Genomic DNA, 18,137 nt, shown 5'->3' with positions numbered 1-18,137 from the left:
CGAGCTCCAACTCGGCCAGGCAATCATCGGTGCCGCCCCCTTCCCTGTCCCCTTGAGCCGCGTGGCGGTGAAGAATCGGCCAGGCGAACCTCAACTTGTCATAGGCATCGGCGACGGTCAGCCGAGAGGGTCCTTCGCCGCACGGCCGGTCGACCGCATCTTCCAGGGTGTCGATCGCGGCAGTTGCCTGTTTCAGCAGGTCGCCAATACGAAACTCGGTCAGCGAGGCAGCCTGAAGCGGCTTGACCGCTTCACGATCCGTCGGCGGGTCCAGCGCCTCGACGCGGCGCAGGAGCGGCTCCAGGCGCTGCTTCAGGCCCAGGTTGCCAACAAGAATGACGCGCGGTGCTTCGGCCCGGCGGTCGGTGGAATCGTTCATCGCATTTCCCTTTGTCATCGCGCCTGGGCGTGCCCCGAGCGGCGCGATGAACGTGGGTGTGGGCCGCCGGGGATCAAGCCGGCGGTGCTCGGGGCACGGCCGGACGATGGCGTCACGACTTGGCAGCGGTCGGGCGGTCGCCGAAGGCAGGTGGGCTCGCTGTGTCCACGGCTGTGTCCCTTTCGGGTGGCGGGCTCGTCGACAGCCCTGTACTGGCGCGGACTTGCGATTCAATAGCCGCTTCTGCGTCGGCAAGTGAGCGCCCGCCAAGGCGCTAGAAGGCGGGCTTGCGCGACGAGCGGCGGTTCAGCGCCGATGAGCGAGCCTCGGTTGGTTGCTGGCGCTCTGTAACCTGTTGATAATGAATCTTCAATCAACGTCACGAGCGGGCCCCTTCGGGTCCGCCGCGCCGGTGCCGCCGGAGGGAGTCCACCCATGGCCGTCGAGATCCTGCATCAAGCCATCCAGACACTGAACGCCGACGACTCGTTCCGGCCGCGGCTCGACGTCAGCCAATGGCGCCAGCTGGCGGCCTTCATGCAGCAGTTCAAACTGCGTTCGGGCGACACGCTGATCCGCTACCGCGACATGGACCGCGTGATGTACCTGCTCGAAAGCGGCACCTTGCAGGTCTACGTGCCCGACGCTGGCCCGGCACGTCGCCCGGTGGCGATCCTGCGTCCGGGCGCGGTGGTCGGCGAGCCGACGCTGTTTGCCGAAACGCCGCGCATGGCGCAGGTCGAGGCGATGTCGCCCAGCGTGCTGTGGGGCTTGACGCGCAACCGCTTCGACGAGTTTGCGCAGCGCCAGCCCGAGATGGCGCTGGAGTTCCTGCGCGCTGCCGGCGCTGTGATGGCAGCGCGCATGCGCGCCAACCTCGAACGCGGCATGCCGGCGGCGTAGCAGAGCCCCCACGCTTCCCTTCCGGTCGCTGCCCGCCGAGGGGGCTCGCGCAGCGGACTGGCAAAGCCAGATCCGCCCACGCTTCTTGAAGTGCGGCGGCTCCTGCGGAGCGCCGCGGCGGTCAGCCTGAGAGCAGTTTCGATTCGGCCAGCGCCAGGGTTTCGGGCAGGCCGGCCAGCACCAGCGTGTCGCCGCCGGCCAGGCGCAGTTGGTCCTCCGGCGTGACGATGCGGCCATCGGCGCGGCGCACCGACACGACGTTCACGTCCAGTGCGTGCAGCGCCAGTTCGGCCAAGGTTGAGCCAACGCTTGCCGCGGCGTGGGGCAGGCTGACGCTGCGCAGCCGGGCCTGGGTCAGCTCTTCCGCGGTGTCGTCGTCGGCGCCGTGGAAGTAACCTCGCAGCAGCCGGTAACGAGCATCGCGCGCATCGCGCGCCAGGCGAATCACGCGTCGCATCGGCACTCCCACCAGGGCCAGCGCGTGGCTGGCCAGCATCAGCGAGCCCTCCACCGCTTCGGGCACCACCTCGGTCGCACCGGCTTCGCGCAGCTTCTCCAGGTCGGTGTCGTCGATCGTGCGCACGACCACCGGCACATGCGGCGCATGCTGGCGCACCAGGCCGAGGATCTTCAATGCCGATGGCGTGTCGTGGTAGCTCACGACGACGGCACTGGCGCGCGCCAGACCGGCGGCCATCAGGCTCTGCAGCCGCGCCGCGTCACCGAACACCACGCTCTGGCCGGCAGCGGCCGCCTGGCGCACGCGGTCCGGGTCCAGGTCGAGCGCCATGTAGGGCATCTTCTCCTGGTCCAGCAGGCGGGCCAGGTTCTGACCGCTGCGGCCGTAGCCGCAGATGATGATGTGGGCCTCGGTGCGGATCGCCTTCTTTGCGATCGCCGTCAGCGCGACCGATTGCATCAGCCAGTCGCTGGCCGACAGCCGCACGACGATGCGGTTGCTGTACATGATGAGGAACGGCGTGGCCAGCATCGATAGCACCATCGAAGCCAGCACCGGTGTCATCCACTGCGCCCGGATCAACTGGTTCTCGGCCCCGAGCGTCAGCAGCACGAAGCCGAATTCGCCGGCCTGCGCCAGGTACAGGCCCGTGCGCAGCGCCACCCCCGGCGGCGCACGGAAGGCCCAGGCCAGCCCGGCCACCAGCGCAGCCTTGGCGACGACCGGCAGCAGCGTCAGCAGCAGCACCAGCAGCCACTGGTCCCACAGCGGCCGCCAGTCCAGCTTCATGCCGATGGTGATGAAGAACAACCCCAGCAGCACGTCGTGGAACGGCCGGATGTCGGTCTCGACCTGGTGCTTGTATTCGGTCTCGGCGATCAGCATGCCGGCGATGAAGGCGCCGAGCGCCAGCGACAGCCCGGCGTGCTCCGTCAACCAGGCCAGGCCCAGCGTGACCAGCAGCAGGTTCAGCACGAACAGCTCGTCGCTCTTGCGCCGCGCCACCAGTGTCAGCCACCAGCGCATCAGCTTCTGGCCGCCCAGCAGCAGCAGGGCCAACACCCCGGCCGCCTTCAGCAACGCGAAGCCGAGCGAGCGCACCATGTCGCCACCGCTTGAATCGAGCGCCGGGATCAGCACCAGCAGTGGCACCACGGCCAAGTCCTGGAACAGCAGCACGCCCATCACGCGCTTGCCGTGCTCGCTTTCCAGCTCCAGCCGTTCGGCCATCATCTTGACGACGATCGCGGTCGACGACATCGCCATCGCGCTGCCCAGCACGACCGCGCCTTCCCAGCCCAGGTCCCAGCGTATGCCGAGCCAGGCGAACCCCGCCATCAGCATCGCATTGCCGACCACCGCGCCGATGATGGTCAGGCTGACCTGCGAGAACCCCAGCCCGAACACCAGCGTGCGCATGCTGCGCAGCTTGGGCAGGTTGAACTCCAGCCCGATCACGAACATCAGGAACACCACGCCGAACTCGGCCAGGTACTTGACCGCCGCCGAGTCCCGGGCCAGTGCCAACGCGTTGGGCCCGATCAGCACCCCGACCGCCAGGTAGCCCAGCATCGGCGGCAGCTTCAGGCTGCGGCACAGTACGACGCCGGCGACCGCCGCGACCAGGTATAGAAGAACGAGTTCCAGAGTTGAAGCCATGCAGCTAGTGTCCTGCCCTGCAGAGAGCTGTCATTGCGCGGGCCGCATCGGGTCGAATCTCAATGACTGCTCTCTGGGGGACAGGACATCAAGGGACGCAAAGGCCATGCCGCGCGGCGCCGAGCGGCCGGCCGACAGGCTCCTAGAATCCCCCCATTCTGTACCCTGGCCTCGCCTTGAACACTGCCGTCACGCCCTTCGATCCCGCCCGCGCCCTGGCGCTGGCGCGCGAGACCTTCACCATCGAGGCGGCGGCGCTGCAAGCCGTGCGCGATCGGCTCGACGACAACTTCGGCCGCGCGGTGCGGGCGATGCTCGAAACCCGCGGTCGCGTCGTCGTGATGGGCATGGGCAAGAGCGGGCATGTCGGGCGCAAGATCGCCGCGACACTGGCCTCCACCGGCACGCCGGCCTTCTTCGTCCACCCGGCCGAGGCCAGCCACGGTGACCTGGGCATGCTGACGCCGGGCGACCTGCTGTTGGCAATCTCGAATTCCGGCGAGAGCGACGAGATCAACGCGATCCTGCCGGCCGTGCGCCGGCTCGGTGTGCCGATGGTCGCGATCACCGGCAGGCCGGGTTCGACGCTGGACCAGCACGCCGAGGTGACGCTGTCGTGCGCGGTCGACCAAGAGGCTTGCCCGTTGAACCTGGCGCCGACGGCCAGCACCACCGCGCAAATGGCGCTCGGCGATGCGCTGGCGGTGGCGTTGCTCGATGCGCGCGGTTTCCGCGAACACGATTTCGCCCGCTCGCACCCCGGCGGCTCGCTCGGCCGCAAGCTGCTGATGCACGTGCACGACCTGATGCGCACCGGCGACGCCCTGCCCTGCGTCAACGCCGACACCGGCTTCATCGACATGATGCATGTGATGACCGACAAGGGGCTGGGCTTCGCCGTGATCGTCGAAGACCAACGGCCAGCCGGCATCTTCACCGACGGTGACTTGCGTCGTCTGCTCGAAACCGGCGCCGATCTGCGCGCCTTGCGGGCCCATGAGGTGATGCACAGCCAGCCCAAGCGCGTGCGCGCCGACGCGCTGGCGGTCGATGCGGCCGACCTGATGGAGCAGCACCGCATCACCAGCGTGCTGGTGGTCGATGAACAGGGCCTGCTGGTGGGCGCGCTGAACACCAACGACCTGCTGCGGGCCAAGGTCATCTGATGGCAGCCGCCTTCACCGCCACGCGGGCCCCGGCCCTGCGCTTCGCGCCCGAGCTGCTGCTGAAGGCCCAGGGGACGGGCCTGGGCATGAAGGCCGCGATCTTCGATGTCGATGGGGTGCTGACCGACGGGCGTTTGTTCATCGGCGAGCGGGGCGAGATGTTCAAGGGCTTCTGCACCCTCGATGGCCATGGCCTGAAGCTGCTGGCCCAGGGGGGCATCGTGCCGATCGTCATCACCGGCCGTGATTCGCCGGCGGTGCGCCGCCGCGTGGCCGACCTGGGGTTGCCACACGCCGTGTACGGCGCTGGTGACAAGCTGGCCGCGGCCGACCCGCTGCTGGCGTCATTGGGCTTTGCGTGGCCGGATGTCGCGGCGATCGGTGACGACTGGCCCGATCTGCCGCTGCTGACCCGTGCCGGCTTCGCCTGCGCGCCGGCCAATGCGCATGTCGAGGTCAAGGCGGTGGCGCACCACGTGACCGCGGCAGCCGGCGGAGATGGCGCGGCGCGAGAGTTCTGCGACCTGTTGTTGATGGCTGCAGGGCGCTACGCCGGTCTGCTTCACGGCCACCTGCGCACCTTGGACAGCGCTTGACGCCGCCGAAGATGAGCGCCGAGCTGCACCTGCCCGATTTGCCCGAGGTGCCGGTCGGGATCGGCGGCGCGGCGGTGCTGCCGCCGGACGGGGCCTCCGGGCCGGCACCCAGGCGCCGGGAGGCTTGGAGCTACCGCCTGCGCCGGCTGGTCGGCACCTATCTGCCACTGCTGTTGATGAGTCTGGTGGCCTGTCTGACCTGGTGGCTGGCGCGCCTGACGCCGGGCGCTCCGGGCGTCAGGCCGGCCACGACGACGCGGCACGACCCCGACTACACCGCCCAGCGCGTGATGATGCAGCGCTTCAATGCCGAAGGCCGGCTGGTTGCGCAGATCGAAGGTGAACAGGTGCGCCATTACCCCGACAGCGACGAGTTGGAGGTCGACACCGTGCGCGTCTCGACCACCGGCACCGACGGCCGCCGGACCCAGGCCACCGCGCGGCAGGCCGTGGCGGCGGGCGACAACTCGCGCTACAGCCTCGAAGGCGGCGCCCGCGTGGTCAGCACCGGCGCCGATGGCCATGTGGTCCAGATCGAGGGTGAGCACCTGCTGGTGTTGGCCAAGGAGCGCCGCGTGCGCGCTGACCGCCGGGTGACGGTGCGTCAGGGTGGCAGCCAGCTGGTGGCCGATGCCATGGAATTCGACGAGGCGACACAGCAGGTCACGCTGCGCGGCCGTGTGCGCGGCATGCTGCTGCCAGCCGACGTGAAGGGCTCCGCCCCATGAGCGCCGCGCCGTTGGTCTTCATCACCGGCGCGTCCAGCGGCATTGGGCAGGCGCTGGCCGGGCGGTACGCCGCAGCCGGTTGGCGCCTGGCGCTCGTCGCGCGTCGTACCGAGCTGGTCGAGGCCTGGGCCCGGGCGCAAGGCTGGGCCGGCGACCGCTGGCGTGTCTATGCGGCCGATGTGCAGGTCATCGACAGCATCGTGGCAGCCGGCCAGCGCTGCATCGCCGAGCAGGGCCTGCCGGATGTCGTGATCGCCAACGCCGGCATCAGCGTCGGCATCGACACCGCCGAACGTGAGGACCTGGAAGTGCTGCGCGAGACGCTGGCGACCAACAACATTGGCTTGGCGGCGACCTTCCATCCGTTCCTGAAGGCGATGCGCGAGCGGCGCCGGGGCACGCTGGTCGGCATTGCCAGTGTGGCGGCGATTCGCGGCCTGCCGGGCCATGGCGCCTACTGCGCCAGCAAGGCCGGGGTGGTGGCGTACTGCGAGAGCCTGCGTGGTGAATGCCGCGGCACCGGGGTCCAGGTGGTCACGGTGGTGCCGGGGTATATCGCCACGCCGCTGACGGCTGGCAACCGCTACCCGATGCCGTTTCTCATGCAGCCCGAGGAGTTTGCCGAGCGAGCGTTCCGCACGATCGAAGCGGGCACCAGCTACCGGGTGATCCCGTGGCAGATGGGGGTGGTCGCGAAGCTGATGCGGCTGCTGCCCAACGCGCTGTTCGACCGCCTGCTGGCAGGTCGCGGCCGCAAACAACGACGAACGTAGCCCCTGGGGCCGCCCGCCGGACTCACCATCAAAGCAAAAGGGCGCCGCGGTGACCCGTTGCGCCCTCTTTGCCTGTTTGGGCGAACAGGCCTTCAGGCCTGTCGTCCCGTGATCAGCGATCAGTAACCGCCGCCACCGCCGCCGTAGCCACCGCCACGGTTGCCGCCGCGGCCGCCACCACCACCGCCGTAGGGGCTGCGGCCACCGCCGCCACCACCACCGTAGCCGCCGCCACCACCACCGCCACCGCCGTAGCCACCGCCGTAGGGGCTGCGGCCACCGCCGCCGCCACCACCACCGTAGCCGCCGCGGCCACCACCGCCACCGCCAAAGCCACCCGGGCGCTCTTCACGCGGGCGGGCTTCATTCACGACGATGGCACGGCCCTCGAGGGGTTGGCCGTTCATGCCGTTGATGGCGGCTTGCGCTTCGGCATCCGAACCCATTTCGACAAAGCCGAAGCCCTTCGAACGGCCGGTGTCGCGGTCCATCATGACCTTGGCGGACGTGACGGTGCCGAACTCGGAGAACGCTTGTTGCAGGGAGTCGTCACGCACGCTGTAGGCGAGGTTGCCGACGTAAAGCTTGTTTCCCATGGGGAAAGCTCCTCAAACTCTCAAGACACAAAGACCATGTGGAGCTTCAACCCAGCGTGAACCCATCAAGCGAAGGTGCCGCGTCCATACACAGCAAACTAGGGCGACGAAAGGCAAGTCACCCCAAAACCATTATGAGACTATTTCCACAGCTGCGCCAAAGCGCTGCCGGCGAAAGTGTCGTATTTCCGCGCCTTGGTACCGGTCCGCAGACGCTCGTTTTCCCTGCACGCCACCGCGGTGGCGCCCCACAATCGGGCATGGACCTGCTGAAACCCCTGATCGCGTTGCTGGCGATCGTCAACCCCATTGGCGTGGTGCCTTTTTTCCTGCACTTCACGCAGAACTTCACGCCCGAGCAGCGCCGCCACACGATGCGCGTCAGCGCCACCGCGGCCTTTCTCGTCGTGTCGATCAGCGGCCTGGCGGGGCTGAAGATCATCGAGTTCTTTGGCATCACGATCGCCAGCTTCCAGGTCGGCGGCGGCCTGTTGCTGCTGATGTCGGCGATCCACATGCTCAATGCGCAGCAGGCCGAGAGCCGGCCCGACGACGTGCACCAGGGTCAGGAGAAGGCCGATGCCGGTTCGTCGATCGCGGTGGTGCCGCTGACGATCCCGCTGCTGACCGGCCCGGCGACGATTTCGACGATGGTGATCTACGCCGAGAAGACCAAGACCTTCTGGCAGCACGCCGTGCTCGTGGGCTACGGCATCGTGATCGGTCTGGCCGCCTACATGGCGTTCATGGCCTCGGGCCGTATCGCGCGGGCGCTGGGCCAGACCGGCATCAACGTGATGACCCGGCTGATGGGGCTGATCCTGGCCGCGATGGCGGTCGAGCTGCTGGCCGACGGGTTGACCAAGCTGTTCCCGGTGCTCGCGTCGCCGTTCGCACCGATCGCGCCGTGAGCGGGCCGAGCGCCGGGCCTCCCGGCCCGGCCCGGCGCGGCCTGCAGAGCTGGCCGACGTACCCGCCGGACAAGGGGCTCCAATGACGCCGCGCATCCTGCTGCTGGAAGATGACCCGGCGATCGCCGGCACGGTCGCCTTCGCCTTCGAGCGCGAGGGCTGGCGGGTCGAGCAGGTGCTGCTGGTGCGTGAGGCCGAACGTTCGGTGCGCACCGCGCCACCGGCGCTGGCCGTGCTTGACGTTGGCCTGCCCGACGGCAATGGCCTGTCGCTGTGCCGCCAGTGGCGCGCCGACGGCGATGTGCGGTTGCGCACGTTGCCCGTGCTGATGCTGACCGCGCAAGGTGAAGAGATCGACCGTGTGCTGGGTCTCGAAGCCGGTGCCGACGACTACCTGGCCAAGCCCTTCAGCCCGCGCGAGCTGGTGGCGCGGGTGCGGGCGCTGCTGCGCCGTTCGGCCTGGTCGCCATCGGCCGCCGATGTGCCCCTGATCGACGTCGACGAGGCGGGCCAGCGCGCGCTGCTCGCTGGGCAGCCGCTGGACCTGACGCGGCTGGAGCTGAGACTGCTGCAGGCGCTGTGGCGCGCGGCCGGGCGCATCAAGAGCCGCGAAGCGCTGCTGGCCGAGGTCTGGGGGCCGGACTGCGAGGCCAACGACCGCACCGTCGACACCCACGTGAAGACGCTGCGCGCCAAGCTGCGCGAACAGCGGCCCGACCTGGACCCGATCGTCACCCATCGCGGCCTCGGCTACGCGCTGGTGCTGCCGCCGGCCACGGCGTCGCGCTGAACGACCACGATGCATCTCGGGTTGCGCCTGTTCTTCGGCTTCCTGGTCATCACCGGGTTGGCCGCCTTTTTCGTGATGCGCGTCTTCGTCGCCGAGATCAAGCCGAGTGTGCGCGAGGTGATGGAAGACATCCTCGTCGACACGGCCAACCTGCTGGCCGAAGACGCGGCCGACGACCTGGCTGCGATGCCCGCCGGCGGCGACCTGCGCGGCAGCCGCTTCGCGCAGGTCGTGCAGGCCTATGCCGAACGACCGGTCGACGCGCAGATCTGGGGCCTGGACAAACGCCGGCTGGACCTGCGCATCTACGTGACCGACGCGAAGGGCCGCGTGGTGCTGGACGCCGGCGCCCAGCACCGCGGCAGCGGCGGCGACGCAGCCGACCGCGCCGTGGGCCAGGACTACTCACGCTGGCGCGACGTGGCGCTGACGCTGCGCGGCGACTACGGCGCGCGCGCGACACGCGAAGTGCAGACCGACGAGCGCAGCTCGGTGATGTACGTGGCCGCGCCGGTTCGCAGCCGCGACGGTCATGTGATCGGCGTGCTGACGGTGGCCAAGGCGCAGTCGACGGTCGCGCCGTTCGTCGACCGCGCCGAGCGCAAGATCATCGTCGCCGGGGCCTGGCTGCTCGGGCTGTCGCTGCTGATCGGCGTGGCAGTCACGTTGTGGGCGGTGCATTCTGTGCGCCGCTTGCGCCGCTACGCGCTGCAAGCGGGCGAGGACGGCGCCCCGGGCGAGCGAGCCGCGTTGCCCCCCGCCCTGCCCGGCGAGTTGGGCGAGTTGGCGCGGGCGATGGGTGTGATGCGAGAGCGGCTCGAAGGCCGGGCCCAGCGCGAGCAGTTCCTGCGCGCGTTGACGCACGAGTTGAAAGGCCCGTTGTCGGCGATCCGCGGCGCGGCCGAGCTGCTCGAAGACCCGTCGCTCAGCGAGGCCGACCGTGCCCGCTTCAGCGCTCAGGTCGGCGAGCAGACCGAGCGCCTGGGCGAGTTGGTGGACCGGCTGCTGGAGTTGTCGAAACTCGAAAGCGCGGCCCAGCCGCCGCGGCGGGAACCGGTCGTGCTGGCGGCCTTGACCGATCAGGTGCTGGCCGACCATGCCGCCGCGCTGCAGCAACGGGGCCTGACCGTGCAGTGGCGGCAGCGTGACGACGCTGCGGGGGTCAGCGGCGACCCGACCCAGCTGGCGCTGGCGCTGTCGAACCTGCTGGCCAACGCGGTCGATTTCGCGCCGGCCGGCTCGGTGCTCGAGTTGACCATCGACCGCGACGACGGCCGGGTGCGCTGGACGCTGCGCGACCACGGCCCGGGCGTGCCCGACTATGCGCTGCCCCACCTGGGCGAGCGCTTCTACGCCACCGCCCGCCCGGGCAGCGCGCGCAAGGGCAGCGGGCTGGGCCTGGCGATCGTGCGCCAGGTGGCGGCGCTGCACGGCGGCAGCCTGGCGATCACGCCCGCCGCGCCGGGCCTGCGAGTCGAGCTGACCTTGCCGGCCACCTGAGACTTCACCCTCGCTTCACACAGCCCTTCATCGCTTCACCAGCACACGCGAACCTCTGGCGCATCGCAATTCGCCTGGAGGAGGACACGCATGAAGAGTTCGTTGTGGAGCAAGGTGCTGGCCATCGGCGCCGTCGTGGGGTTGCTGACGCTGGTGCTGACACGCATCGGCTTCCTGGTCGACGAGCGGCGCGGCCGCCAGCAGGAGGCGATCGAGAGCGTGCAGCAGTCGCAGGCCGGCGCGCAGTCGGTGATGGGGCCGTGGCTGCACCGCGCCTGCGTCGAGGAGTGGGAGGTCGAGGTCGGCGAAGGCAAGGAGCGCCGGCTCCAGACCGAGCGGCGCGAGTTCCGCCTGCAGCAGGCCGCGCAAGATCTGAAGGTGCAGAGCTTTGCCACCGCTGAGTCGCGCTACCGCGGCCTGTTCAAGGTCAACGGCTTCCTGGGCCGGCTGGACCTGGATGCGCAGTGGCCCTCGCTGGCTGCGTTGGAGCCGCAGGCCGAAAAGCGCGGCTCGCGCCTGAGCTGCGGCCCGATCACGCTGATGCTGGCGGTGGCCGACACCCGCGGTGTGCAGCGCGCCGAGCTGAAGCTCAACGGCCAGCCCCAGGCGGTCAGCGCCGGCACCGAGCACCCGAAGTACGCACGCGGCCTGCATGCGCCGGTGGCGCTGGCGACCAACGCTGGGCCGCTGCAGGCCAGGCTGTCGCTCGATCTGCGCGGCACCGGCCGGCTCGAGATGGTGCCGGCGGCCGCGCAGACTGAATGGGACCTGAAGTCCGACTGGCCGCATCCGTCGTTCGGCGGACGCTTCCTGCCGGTGCAGCGTGACGTCGACGAGCAAGGCTTTCACGCTGTCTGGCGGGTCTCGGAACTGGCGAGTTCCGCGGCACGCGACGTGGCGCAAGGCACGGCGATGTGCACCGGCATGCCACCGGCCAACGCCTATGCCGAGGAGGCCGGGGCCGAGCGCGACAACCCGAATTGCCTGGACAGCCTGGCGGTCTCGTTCATCGACCCGGTCAATCCGTATGTGCTGGCCGACCGGGCAGTGAAGTACGGCCTGCTGTTCGTCGCGCTGACCTTTGTCGCCGTGGCGTTGACCGAGGTGTTGGGCCGCTCGCGCGTGCGCCGTGTGCACCCGGTGCAGTACGCGCTGGTCGGCCTGGCGCTGAGCCTGTTCTTCATGCTGCTGCTGGCCTTGTCCGAGCACCTGCTGTTCGAGATCGCCTACGCCGCCGCCAGCGCGGCCTGTGCCGGGGTGCTGGGCGTCTATGGCGCACACATGCTGGGCGGCTGGCGCGCCGGGGCGGCCTTCGGCGGGGCGCTCGGCGGGCTCTACGGCCTGATGTACGTGCTGCTGACGCGTGAGCAGACCGCGCTGGTGGTCGGCACGATCGGCCTGTTCGCCGCCGTGGCCGCCGTGATGCTGCTGACCCGCAAGCTCGATTGGTACCGGCTGTTCGACGACCTGTCGGCGCCGCGGGCGCGGGCCGAGTGACGCAGGGGTGCGCATGTTCGAGCTGCTCATTGGAGTGTTGCTCCTGTGGACCGCATTGCCGGCCGGTGGCTTTGCGCTGGGCAAGGCGATGCCGAAACTGGCGATCGCGGCAGCGGGTGTGGTCATCAGCTTGCTGTCTTTCCTGTGGTGGTTGGCGCTGCGTGACGGCATCGATGGGCCCGCCGCGGCCATGGGGCTCGCGATCTTGATGGGGCTGTCTACTTGCCCGGTGCTCTTCGTCTTCGGGCTGGCGGCAGGTGTGTTGTGCAGACCGCCGGTGGTGGTCGGCGCGTGGGTGGGTGCCCTGGCTGCTGCCATACTCGTTGCCTGCCCACCCGCCGGAGTTCTTCCGGGCATTGCGCCGCTGGTATTCGTCGCTTGCTGTGCCGCGGGTGTTCTGTGGAACCGAAACAATTGCGCCAAGCCATCCGGGTGAAGGCGCTCGCGCCGCAAGGATGAGTAATACACCCACCTACGACCACATCGTCGTCGGCGCCGGCACGGCCGGCTGCCTGCTGGCCAACCGGCTGTCGGCCGACCCGACGCGACGCGTGCTGCTGATCGAGGCCGGCGACGCCGACGATTACCTGTGGATCCACATCCCGGTGGGCTACCTGTACTGCATCGGCAACCCGCGCACCGACTGGCTCTACCAGACCGACGCCGATCCGGGCCTGAACGGCCGCCGCCTGCGCTACCCCCGGGGCAAGGTGCTGGGCGGCAGCTCCAGCATCAACGGCATGATCTACATGCGCGGCCAGGCGCGAGACTACGACGGCTGGGCCGCCGAGGTGGGCGACGCCGACTGGCGCTGGGAACACTGTCTGCCGTTCTTCAAGCAGCACGAGGATCACTGGAAAGGCGCCGATGCGCTGCACGCCGCGCCGGGCTTCGACGCCAAGGGCCTGCGCGCCGGCGGCGAGTGGCGGGTCGAGCGGCAACGCCTGCGCTGGGACGTGCTGGATGCGTTCGCCGAAGCCGCGCAGCAGGCCGGCATCCCGGCCACGGCGGACTTCAACCGCGGCGACAACGAAGGCGTCGGCTATTTCGAGGTCAACCAGCGCAGCGGCGTGCGCTGGAATGCCGCGAAAGCCTTTCTGCGCCCGGTGATGCACCGCGAGAACCTGCAGGTCTGGACCGGTGCGACCGTCAGCCGCCTGCTGTTCGAGCCGGGCGCCGATGGGCGTCTGCGTGCCAGCGGTGTCGAGGTCCTGCCGGTCGGCGGCGGCACGCCGTTGCAGGCCCGCTGCCGCGGCGAGGTCGTGCTCGCGTCCGGCGCGATCGGCACGCCGCAGATCCTGCAGCTGTCGGGCATCGGCCCGGCCGATTGGCTGCAGCCGCTGGGCATCACGCCGCAGCTGGACCTGCCTGGCGTCGGCGCCAACCTGCAAGACCACCTGCAGATCCGCGCGGTGTTCGCAGTCGATGGCGTCAAGACGCTGAACACGCTGGCCGCCCACTGGTGGGGCAAGGCGATGATCGGGCTGCAGTACCTGGCCATGCGCAGCGGGCCGATGAGCATGGCGCCGTCACAGCTGGGCGCGTTCACCCGGTCCGACCCGTCGCGCCCGCACGCCAACCTCGAATACCACGTGCAGCCGCTGTCGCTGGACGCCTTTGGCGAACCGCTGCACGGCTTCAACGCGTTCACCGCCAGCGTCTGCAACCTGAACCCCGAGGCGCGTGGGCGGGTGCGCATCACGTCGCCGCGGCCCGAGGACGCGCCGTCGATCCTGGCCAACTACCTGTCGACCCCGGGCGATCGCCAGGTGGCCGCCGATTCGCTGCGGCTGACCCGCCGCATCGCGGCGATGCCGGCGCTGGCGCGTTACCAGCCGCGCGAGGTCAAGCCAGGCGTCGAGTTCCAGACCGACGACGAGCTGGCGCGTTTGGCCGGCGACATCGGCACGACGATCTTCCACCCGGTCGGCACCGCGAAGATGGGCCGGGACGACGACCCCTTGGCCGTCGTCGACGCACGATTGCGGCTGCGCGGCGTGCAGGGCCTGCGCATCGCCGATGCGAGCGTGATGCCCGCCATCACCAGCGGCAACACCAGCGCACCGACGCTGATGATTGCCGAACGCGCGGCGGCCTGGATGCTGGCGGCCCCGCCGGGCGCGGTGGGTTGAGCGGCGCTGCCCCGGGGGTAAGCCCCGATGGGCGGCCGCCGAACGCACCCTTACAGTGCGCCCACTTTCAGCCGGCTGCCCTTCGCGGGTGCATGGTTGAAGGGGGTCCGAGGAGACAAGTCCGGGCCAAGAAATACAACGCGTCTATAGGCCCCCGCGAGCCACACGCTGGCCGCGAGTGTGACCATGTGAGAATGCAAGGGCGCCGGCCAACCGCTGGCGCCCTTTGCTTTTTGTTGGCCCCCACGGCCCCTTCCGGGGCCTGCCCCCCGAGGGGGCTCGCGCAGCGGACCGGCAGAGCTGGATCCGCGCACGCCACTTGAAGTCGGCGGCGCTGCGCGCTGGGTACCCCCGCGCGGTCAACGGCGCGCCTCCTCAGTTCGTCACGATCGATGACCGACCTCGTTGTTGTTGCCGTTGCTTCGCTATTCGCCGGCCTGATCGACGCCATCGTCGGTGGCGGGGGGCTGATCCTGGTGCCGGCGCTGTTCGCCACTTATCCGGGCGCGGTGCCGGCGACGCTGTTGGGCACGAACAAGGGCGGGGCGATCTGGGGCACGGGGTGGGCGGCGGTGCAGTTCACCCGTCGGGTCTCGCTACGTGCCCAGACGATGGCGCCGGCGATGCTGGCGGCGCTGATCGGCAGTTTTGCCGGGGCGTGGGCGGTGACGGTGGTCGATGCGAGCGTGATGCGGCGCGCGCTGCCGCTGGTGCTGCTGGCGATCCTGGCCTACACGCTGGCGCGCAAGGACCTGGGCCGGCACCATGCGCCGCGTTATGCCGAAGCCCACGAAGGACTGGTGGCATCGCTGATCGGGCTGACGATCGGCTTCTACGACGGTTTCTTCGGCCCCGGCACCGGCAGTTTCTTCGTCTTCCTGTTCGTGCGGGTGCTGGGCTTCGACTTCCTGCACGCCTCGGCGTCGGCCAAGCTGCTGAACACCGCCACCAACCTGGCCGCGCTGGTGCTGTTCACCTGGAAGGGCCATGTCTGGTGGCAGGTGGCGGCGGTGCTGGCGGTGGCCAACGTGGCCGGCAGCCTGATCGGCACCCGGCTGGCACTCAAGCACGGTGCGGGTTTCGTGCGCGGCGTCTTCATCGCCGTGGTGGGCGCGCTGATCCTGAAAACCGGCTACGACGCCTTCTTGCGTTGAGACCGGGCGCGCGGAGCGGACATTCCGCACGGTGAGGCGCGTGCGTCGCCGGCGCGACACGCCTGGTGAGGGTTCGCGCCGATGCCGGCATGGCGACGGGCTGGCTACCCTTTCCCGCCAAGCCCACTTTTGCCCCCGAGCGCCCATGACCGCCAACGACACGTCCTTCGGCCTGCCCATCCCGCCGTCCGCCCTGGCGCTGCAGCGCCTGTACCACTGGGAGCGCACGGCGCCGAACCGCGTCGCCTACACCCAGCCGATCGGCGGCGGCGTGGTCAAGGATCTGACCTGGAAAGAGGTGATGGACCAGGCACGGCGTCTGGCCGGATACCTGCAGGCACAGGGTTATGCACCGGGCTCGAAGATCGCGCTGTTGTCGAAAAACACCGCCTGGTGGCTGATCTGCGATTACGCGATCTGGATGGCGGGGTACGTGTCGGTGCCGCTGTACCCGACGCTGGCCGCCGAGACGATCCGCCAGATCCTTGGGCACAGCGAATCGAAGCTGTTGTTCGTCGGCAAACTCGATGGCTTCGACGGCATGAAGCCGGGCATCCCGGCCGGCCTGCCCTGTGTCGCAATGCCCTTGGCGCCGCCGAACGACTACCCGAAGTGGGACGACGTGCTGGCCAAGGCCAAACCGTTGCAGGGCGAGCCCGTGCGCCCGGCTGACGACCTGGCCACCATCATGTACACCTCGGGCACGACCGGCATGCCCAAGGGCGTGATGCACAGCTTCGGCACTTTTGCCTGGTCGGTGTTGTCGGGACTCGAGCGGGTGCAGAAGGTCGACATGAACACCCGCATGCTGAGTTACCTGCCGCTGTCGCACGTGGCCGAGCGAACCCTGGTCGAGCACGGCCAGCTCGCCACCGGCATGCGGGTCTACTTTGCCGAGAGCCTGGACACCTTCACTGCCGACCTCCAGCGCGCCCGGCCGACGGTGTTCTTCTCGGTGCCGCGGCTGTGGGTCAAGTTCCAGCAGGGCGTGCACGCGAAGATGCCGCCGGCCAAGCTGACGCGGCTGCTGAAGATCCCGATCCTCGGCGGCATCGTGCGCAAGAAGGTGCTGGGCGCGCTCGGGCTCGACCAGTGTGAATTCGCCGCCGGTGGCGCTGCGCCGATGCCGCCCGATCTGCTGCGCTGGTACGAGCGCCTGGGCCTGCCGATCGTCGAGGTCTACGGCATGACCGAGAACTGCGGCATCAGCCACGCCACGATGCCGGGTGTGTCGAGGCCCGGCACCGTCGGCCAGCCGTACAAGGGCATTCAAAGCCGCATCGACCCGGCCAACGGCGAAATCCAGATGAAGAGCCCGGGCCTGATGCTGGGCTACTACAAGGAGCCCGAGCTGACGCGCGAGAGCTTCACCGCCGACGGCTGGCTGCACACTGGCGACAAGGGCCAGCTCGACAGCGAAGGCAACCTGCGCATCACCGGCCGGGTCAAGGACCTGTTCAAGACCAGCAAGGGCAAGTACGTGGCGCCGGCACCGATCGAAGACAAGCTGGTGATGCACGCGTCGGTCGAGGCCTGCTGCGTCACCGGTGCCAACCTGGGCCAGCCGCTGGGCATCGTGATGCTGAACCCGGATGCGGCCAAGGCCGCCAGCAACGGCGGCCGGGCAGCGATCGAGACCGCACTCGTCGAACACCTGAAGTCGATCAACGCGATGCTCGACCCGCACGAGCAACTCGACTGCATCGTCGTCGTCGTCGAGCCGTGGACGGTCGACAACGGCGTGATCACGCCGACCTTCAAGGTCAAGCGCAACCGCATCGAGGAGCTGTACGCGCCGAACTACGAGCGCTGGGTTGGCAGCAGAAAGCCGGTGCTCTGGGCTTGAGCGCCAAGGGCGCTCAAGCCCTTCGGGCCGACTGTTGAGCTCTCCCGAGCCCCCCGGGAGGGGCCCCAGCATGGTCGAGCAGCCGGCCTGATGGCAGGCGGCTCGACATTTGCGGCAGGTTTGCTCAGTTGGCCTTCACTTTCAGGCGCCATGCGTGCAGCAGCGGCTCCGTGTAGCCGCTGGGCTGCTCGACGCCCTTGAACACCAGGTCGCAAGCGGCCTGAAACGCCATCGATTCGTCGAAGTGGCCGGCCATCGGCCGGTAGGCCGCGTCGCCGGCGTTCTGCTGGTCGACCACCTTGGCCATGCGCTTCAAGGTATTGCGCACCTGGGCCTTGCCGACCACGCCGTGCAACAACCAGTTGGCCATGTGCTGGCTCGAGATGCGCAGCGTCGCGCGGTCTTCCATCAGGCCGATGTTGTGGATGTCGGGCACCTTGGAGCAGCCCACGCCCTGGTCGATCCAGCGCACCACGTAGCCCAGGATGCCCTGCACGTTGTTGTCGAGCTCCTGCTGGCGCTCTTCGGCGCTCCACTTCGCTTCCGGCGCCACCGGCACCTTGAGCAAGTCGCCCAGGATGTTGTCGCGCTCGGCATTGGCGTCGATCTTCTCCAGCTCTTTCTGGACATCCGCCACGCTCACCTGGTGGTAGTGCAGCGCATGCAGCGTGGCGGCGGTGGGTGAGGGCACCCAGGCGGTGTTCGCGCCGGCCTTCGGATGGCCGATCTTCTGTTCCAGCATCGCAGCCATCAGGTCGGGCATGGCCCACATGCCCTTGCCGATCTGCGCCTTGCCGCGCAGGCCGCACGAGAGGCCGACCAGCACGTTGTTCTTCTCGTAGGCCTGGATCCACGGCGTGGTCTTCATGTCGCCCTTGCGCAGCATCGGGCCGGCGTGCATGGCGGTGTGCATCTCGTCGCCGGTGCGGTCGAGGAAGCCGGTGTTGATGAAGGCCACGCGCGCGGCCGCCTCGGCGATGCAGGCCTTGAGGTTCACGCTGGTGCGGCGCTCCTCGTCCATGATGCCGAGCTTCACGGTGTTGGCCG

17 protein-coding genes are annotated in these 18,137 nt (G+C 69.2%); 13 read left to right on the top strand and 4 right to left on the bottom strand.

Annotated features, from left to right (window positions below):
* A partial coding sequence (locus VFY73_RS02885) for a hypothetical protein (RefSeq protein ID WP_329716405.1) occupies positions 1 to 379 on the bottom strand: 379 nt, incomplete at its 3' end.
* Between the two features lie 435 nt (positions 380 to 814).
* Between VFY73_RS02885 and VFY73_RS02880 the strand changes: the two genes are divergently transcribed.
* On the top strand, positions 815 to 1,282 hold the full coding sequence (locus tag VFY73_RS02880) for a cyclic nucleotide-binding domain-containing protein (RefSeq protein ID WP_329716404.1): 468 nt from the start codon (positions 815 to 817) through the stop codon (positions 1,280 to 1,282).
* A 121-nt stretch (positions 1,283 to 1,403) separates the two neighbouring features.
* Here VFY73_RS02880 and VFY73_RS02875 read toward each other — a convergent pair whose 3' ends face one another.
* Positions 1,404 to 3,401: a cation:proton antiporter gene (locus VFY73_RS02875; protein ID WP_329716403.1), complete on the bottom strand. Its 1,998-nt coding sequence runs from the start codon at positions 3,399 to 3,401 to the stop codon at positions 1,404 to 1,406.
* A 176-nt stretch (positions 3,402 to 3,577) separates the two neighbouring features.
* Between VFY73_RS02875 and VFY73_RS02870 the strand changes: the two genes are divergently transcribed.
* Genes VFY73_RS02870 through VFY73_RS02855 form a run of 4 tightly spaced genes read left to right on the top strand, consistent with a single transcriptional unit; the run spans position 3,578 to position 6,664 of the window.
* Positions 3,578 to 4,567, top strand: a complete 990-nt coding sequence (locus VFY73_RS02870; RefSeq protein WP_329716402.1) for a KpsF/GutQ family sugar-phosphate isomerase — start codon at positions 3,578 to 3,580, stop codon at positions 4,565 to 4,567.
* Complete coding sequence (locus VFY73_RS02865) at positions 4,567 to 5,163, top strand: KdsC family phosphatase (RefSeq protein WP_329716401.1); 597 nt, start codon at positions 4,567 to 4,569, stop codon at positions 5,161 to 5,163. Before VFY73_RS02870 ends, VFY73_RS02865 begins: the two co-directional genes overlap by 1 nt.
* Positions 5,160 to 5,891, top strand: a complete 732-nt coding sequence (gene lptC / locus VFY73_RS02860) for an LPS export ABC transporter periplasmic protein LptC (protein ID WP_329716400.1) — start codon at positions 5,160 to 5,162, stop codon at positions 5,889 to 5,891. Before VFY73_RS02865 ends, lptC begins: the two co-directional genes overlap by 4 nt.
* Entirely contained in the window at positions 5,888 to 6,664 is a 777-nt protein-coding gene (locus VFY73_RS02855; RefSeq protein ID WP_329716399.1) for an SDR family oxidoreductase, read from the top strand. Before lptC ends, VFY73_RS02855 begins: the two co-directional genes overlap by 4 nt.
* 119 nt (positions 6,665 to 6,783) lie before the next feature.
* Here VFY73_RS02855 and VFY73_RS02850 read toward each other — a convergent pair whose 3' ends face one another.
* On the bottom strand, positions 6,784 to 7,260 hold the full coding sequence (locus tag VFY73_RS02850) for an RNA-binding protein (RefSeq protein WP_329716398.1): 477 nt from the start codon (positions 7,258 to 7,260) through the stop codon (positions 6,784 to 6,786).
* Between the two features lie 260 nt (positions 7,261 to 7,520).
* Here VFY73_RS02850 and VFY73_RS02845 point away from each other — a divergent pair, with 260 nt between their 5' ends.
* From VFY73_RS02845 to VFY73_RS02810, 8 genes are all read left to right on the top strand, one after another.
* Positions 7,521 to 8,171, top strand: coding sequence for a MarC family protein (locus tag VFY73_RS02845; protein ID WP_329716397.1), 651 nt, complete (start codon positions 7,521 to 7,523; stop codon positions 8,169 to 8,171).
* Positions 8,172 to 8,253: 82 nt separating this feature from the next.
* On the top strand, positions 8,254 to 8,961 hold the full coding sequence (locus tag VFY73_RS02840; RefSeq protein WP_329716396.1) for a winged helix-turn-helix domain-containing protein: 708 nt from the start codon (positions 8,254 to 8,256) through the stop codon (positions 8,959 to 8,961).
* Positions 8,962 to 8,970: 9 nt separating this feature from the next.
* The gene (gene creC, locus VFY73_RS02835) at positions 8,971 to 10,461 is read left to right on the top strand and encodes a two-component system sensor histidine kinase CreC (RefSeq protein WP_329716395.1); all 1,491 of its coding nucleotides are present in this window, start codon (positions 8,971 to 8,973) and stop codon (positions 10,459 to 10,461) included.
* A gap of 90 nt (positions 10,462 to 10,551) precedes the next feature.
* Positions 10,552 to 11,958: a cell envelope integrity protein CreD gene (gene creD / locus VFY73_RS02830; RefSeq protein ID WP_329716394.1), complete on the top strand. Its 1,407-nt coding sequence runs from the start codon at positions 10,552 to 10,554 to the stop codon at positions 11,956 to 11,958.
* Between the two features lie 13 nt (positions 11,959 to 11,971).
* Complete coding sequence (locus VFY73_RS02825; protein ID WP_329716393.1) at positions 11,972 to 12,394, top strand: hypothetical protein; 423 nt, start codon at positions 11,972 to 11,974, stop codon at positions 12,392 to 12,394.
* 19 nt (positions 12,395 to 12,413) lie between these two features.
* Complete coding sequence (locus VFY73_RS02820) at positions 12,414 to 14,090, top strand: GMC family oxidoreductase (RefSeq protein WP_329716392.1); 1,677 nt, start codon at positions 12,414 to 12,416, stop codon at positions 14,088 to 14,090.
* 392 nt (positions 14,091 to 14,482) lie between these two features.
* Positions 14,483 to 15,244 (top strand): TSUP family transporter, encoded by a 762-nt coding sequence (locus VFY73_RS02815; RefSeq protein WP_329716391.1) that lies wholly within the window; start codon positions 14,483 to 14,485, stop codon positions 15,242 to 15,244.
* 145 nt (positions 15,245 to 15,389) lie between these two features.
* Positions 15,390 to 17,090 (top strand): AMP-binding protein, encoded by a 1,701-nt coding sequence (locus VFY73_RS02810; RefSeq protein WP_329716390.1) that lies wholly within the window; start codon positions 15,390 to 15,392, stop codon positions 17,088 to 17,090.
* Between the two features lie 124 nt (positions 17,091 to 17,214).
* Here VFY73_RS02810 and VFY73_RS02805 read toward each other — a convergent pair.
* A partial coding sequence (locus VFY73_RS02805; protein ID WP_329716389.1) for a malate synthase G occupies positions 17,215 to 18,137 on the bottom strand: 923 nt, incomplete at its 5' end.

The sequence above is a fragment of the Ideonella sp. genome (assembly GCF_036277275.1).
GTDB lineage: Bacteria > Pseudomonadota > Gammaproteobacteria > Burkholderiales > Burkholderiaceae_C > Ideonella.
Note: the sequence above shows the minus strand (reverse complement) of the source record. Positions and strands in the feature narration are given on the sequence as shown.

Excerpts from the sequence above, each read along its gene's own strand:
- VFY73_RS02815 (WP_329716391.1), top strand. The coding sequence starts at position 14,483 with ATGACCGACCTCGTTGTTGTTGCCGTTGCTTCGCTATTCGCCGGCCTG.
- VFY73_RS02865 (WP_329716401.1), top strand. The coding sequence starts at position 4,567 with ATGGCAGCCGCCTTCACCGCCACGCGGGCCCCGGCCCTGCGCTTCGCG.
- creD (WP_329716394.1), top strand. The coding sequence starts at position 10,552 with ATGAAGAGTTCGTTGTGGAGCAAGGTGCTGGCCATCGGCGCCGTCGTG.
- VFY73_RS02875 (WP_329716403.1), bottom strand. The coding sequence starts at position 3,401 with ATGGCTTCAACTCTGGAACTCGTTCTTCTATACCTGGTCGCGGCGGTC.
- VFY73_RS02855 (WP_329716399.1), top strand. The coding sequence starts at position 5,888 with ATGAGCGCCGCGCCGTTGGTCTTCATCACCGGCGCGTCCAGCGGCATT.
- VFY73_RS02845 (WP_329716397.1), top strand. The coding sequence starts at position 7,521 with ATGGACCTGCTGAAACCCCTGATCGCGTTGCTGGCGATCGTCAACCCC.
- VFY73_RS02810 (WP_329716390.1), top strand. The coding sequence starts at position 15,390 with ATGACCGCCAACGACACGTCCTTCGGCCTGCCCATCCCGCCGTCCGCC.
- VFY73_RS02880 (WP_329716404.1), top strand. The coding sequence starts at position 815 with ATGGCCGTCGAGATCCTGCATCAAGCCATCCAGACACTGAACGCCGAC.
- VFY73_RS02825 (WP_329716393.1), top strand. The coding sequence starts at position 11,972 with ATGTTCGAGCTGCTCATTGGAGTGTTGCTCCTGTGGACCGCATTGCCG.
- VFY73_RS02840 (WP_329716396.1), top strand. The coding sequence starts at position 8,254 with ATGACGCCGCGCATCCTGCTGCTGGAAGATGACCCGGCGATCGCCGGC.
- creC (WP_329716395.1), top strand. The coding sequence starts at position 8,971 with ATGCATCTCGGGTTGCGCCTGTTCTTCGGCTTCCTGGTCATCACCGGG.
- VFY73_RS02820 (WP_329716392.1), top strand. The coding sequence starts at position 12,414 with ATGAGTAATACACCCACCTACGACCACATCGTCGTCGGCGCCGGCACG.
- VFY73_RS02850 (WP_329716398.1), bottom strand. The coding sequence starts at position 7,260 with ATGGGAAACAAGCTTTACGTCGGCAACCTCGCCTACAGCGTGCGTGAC.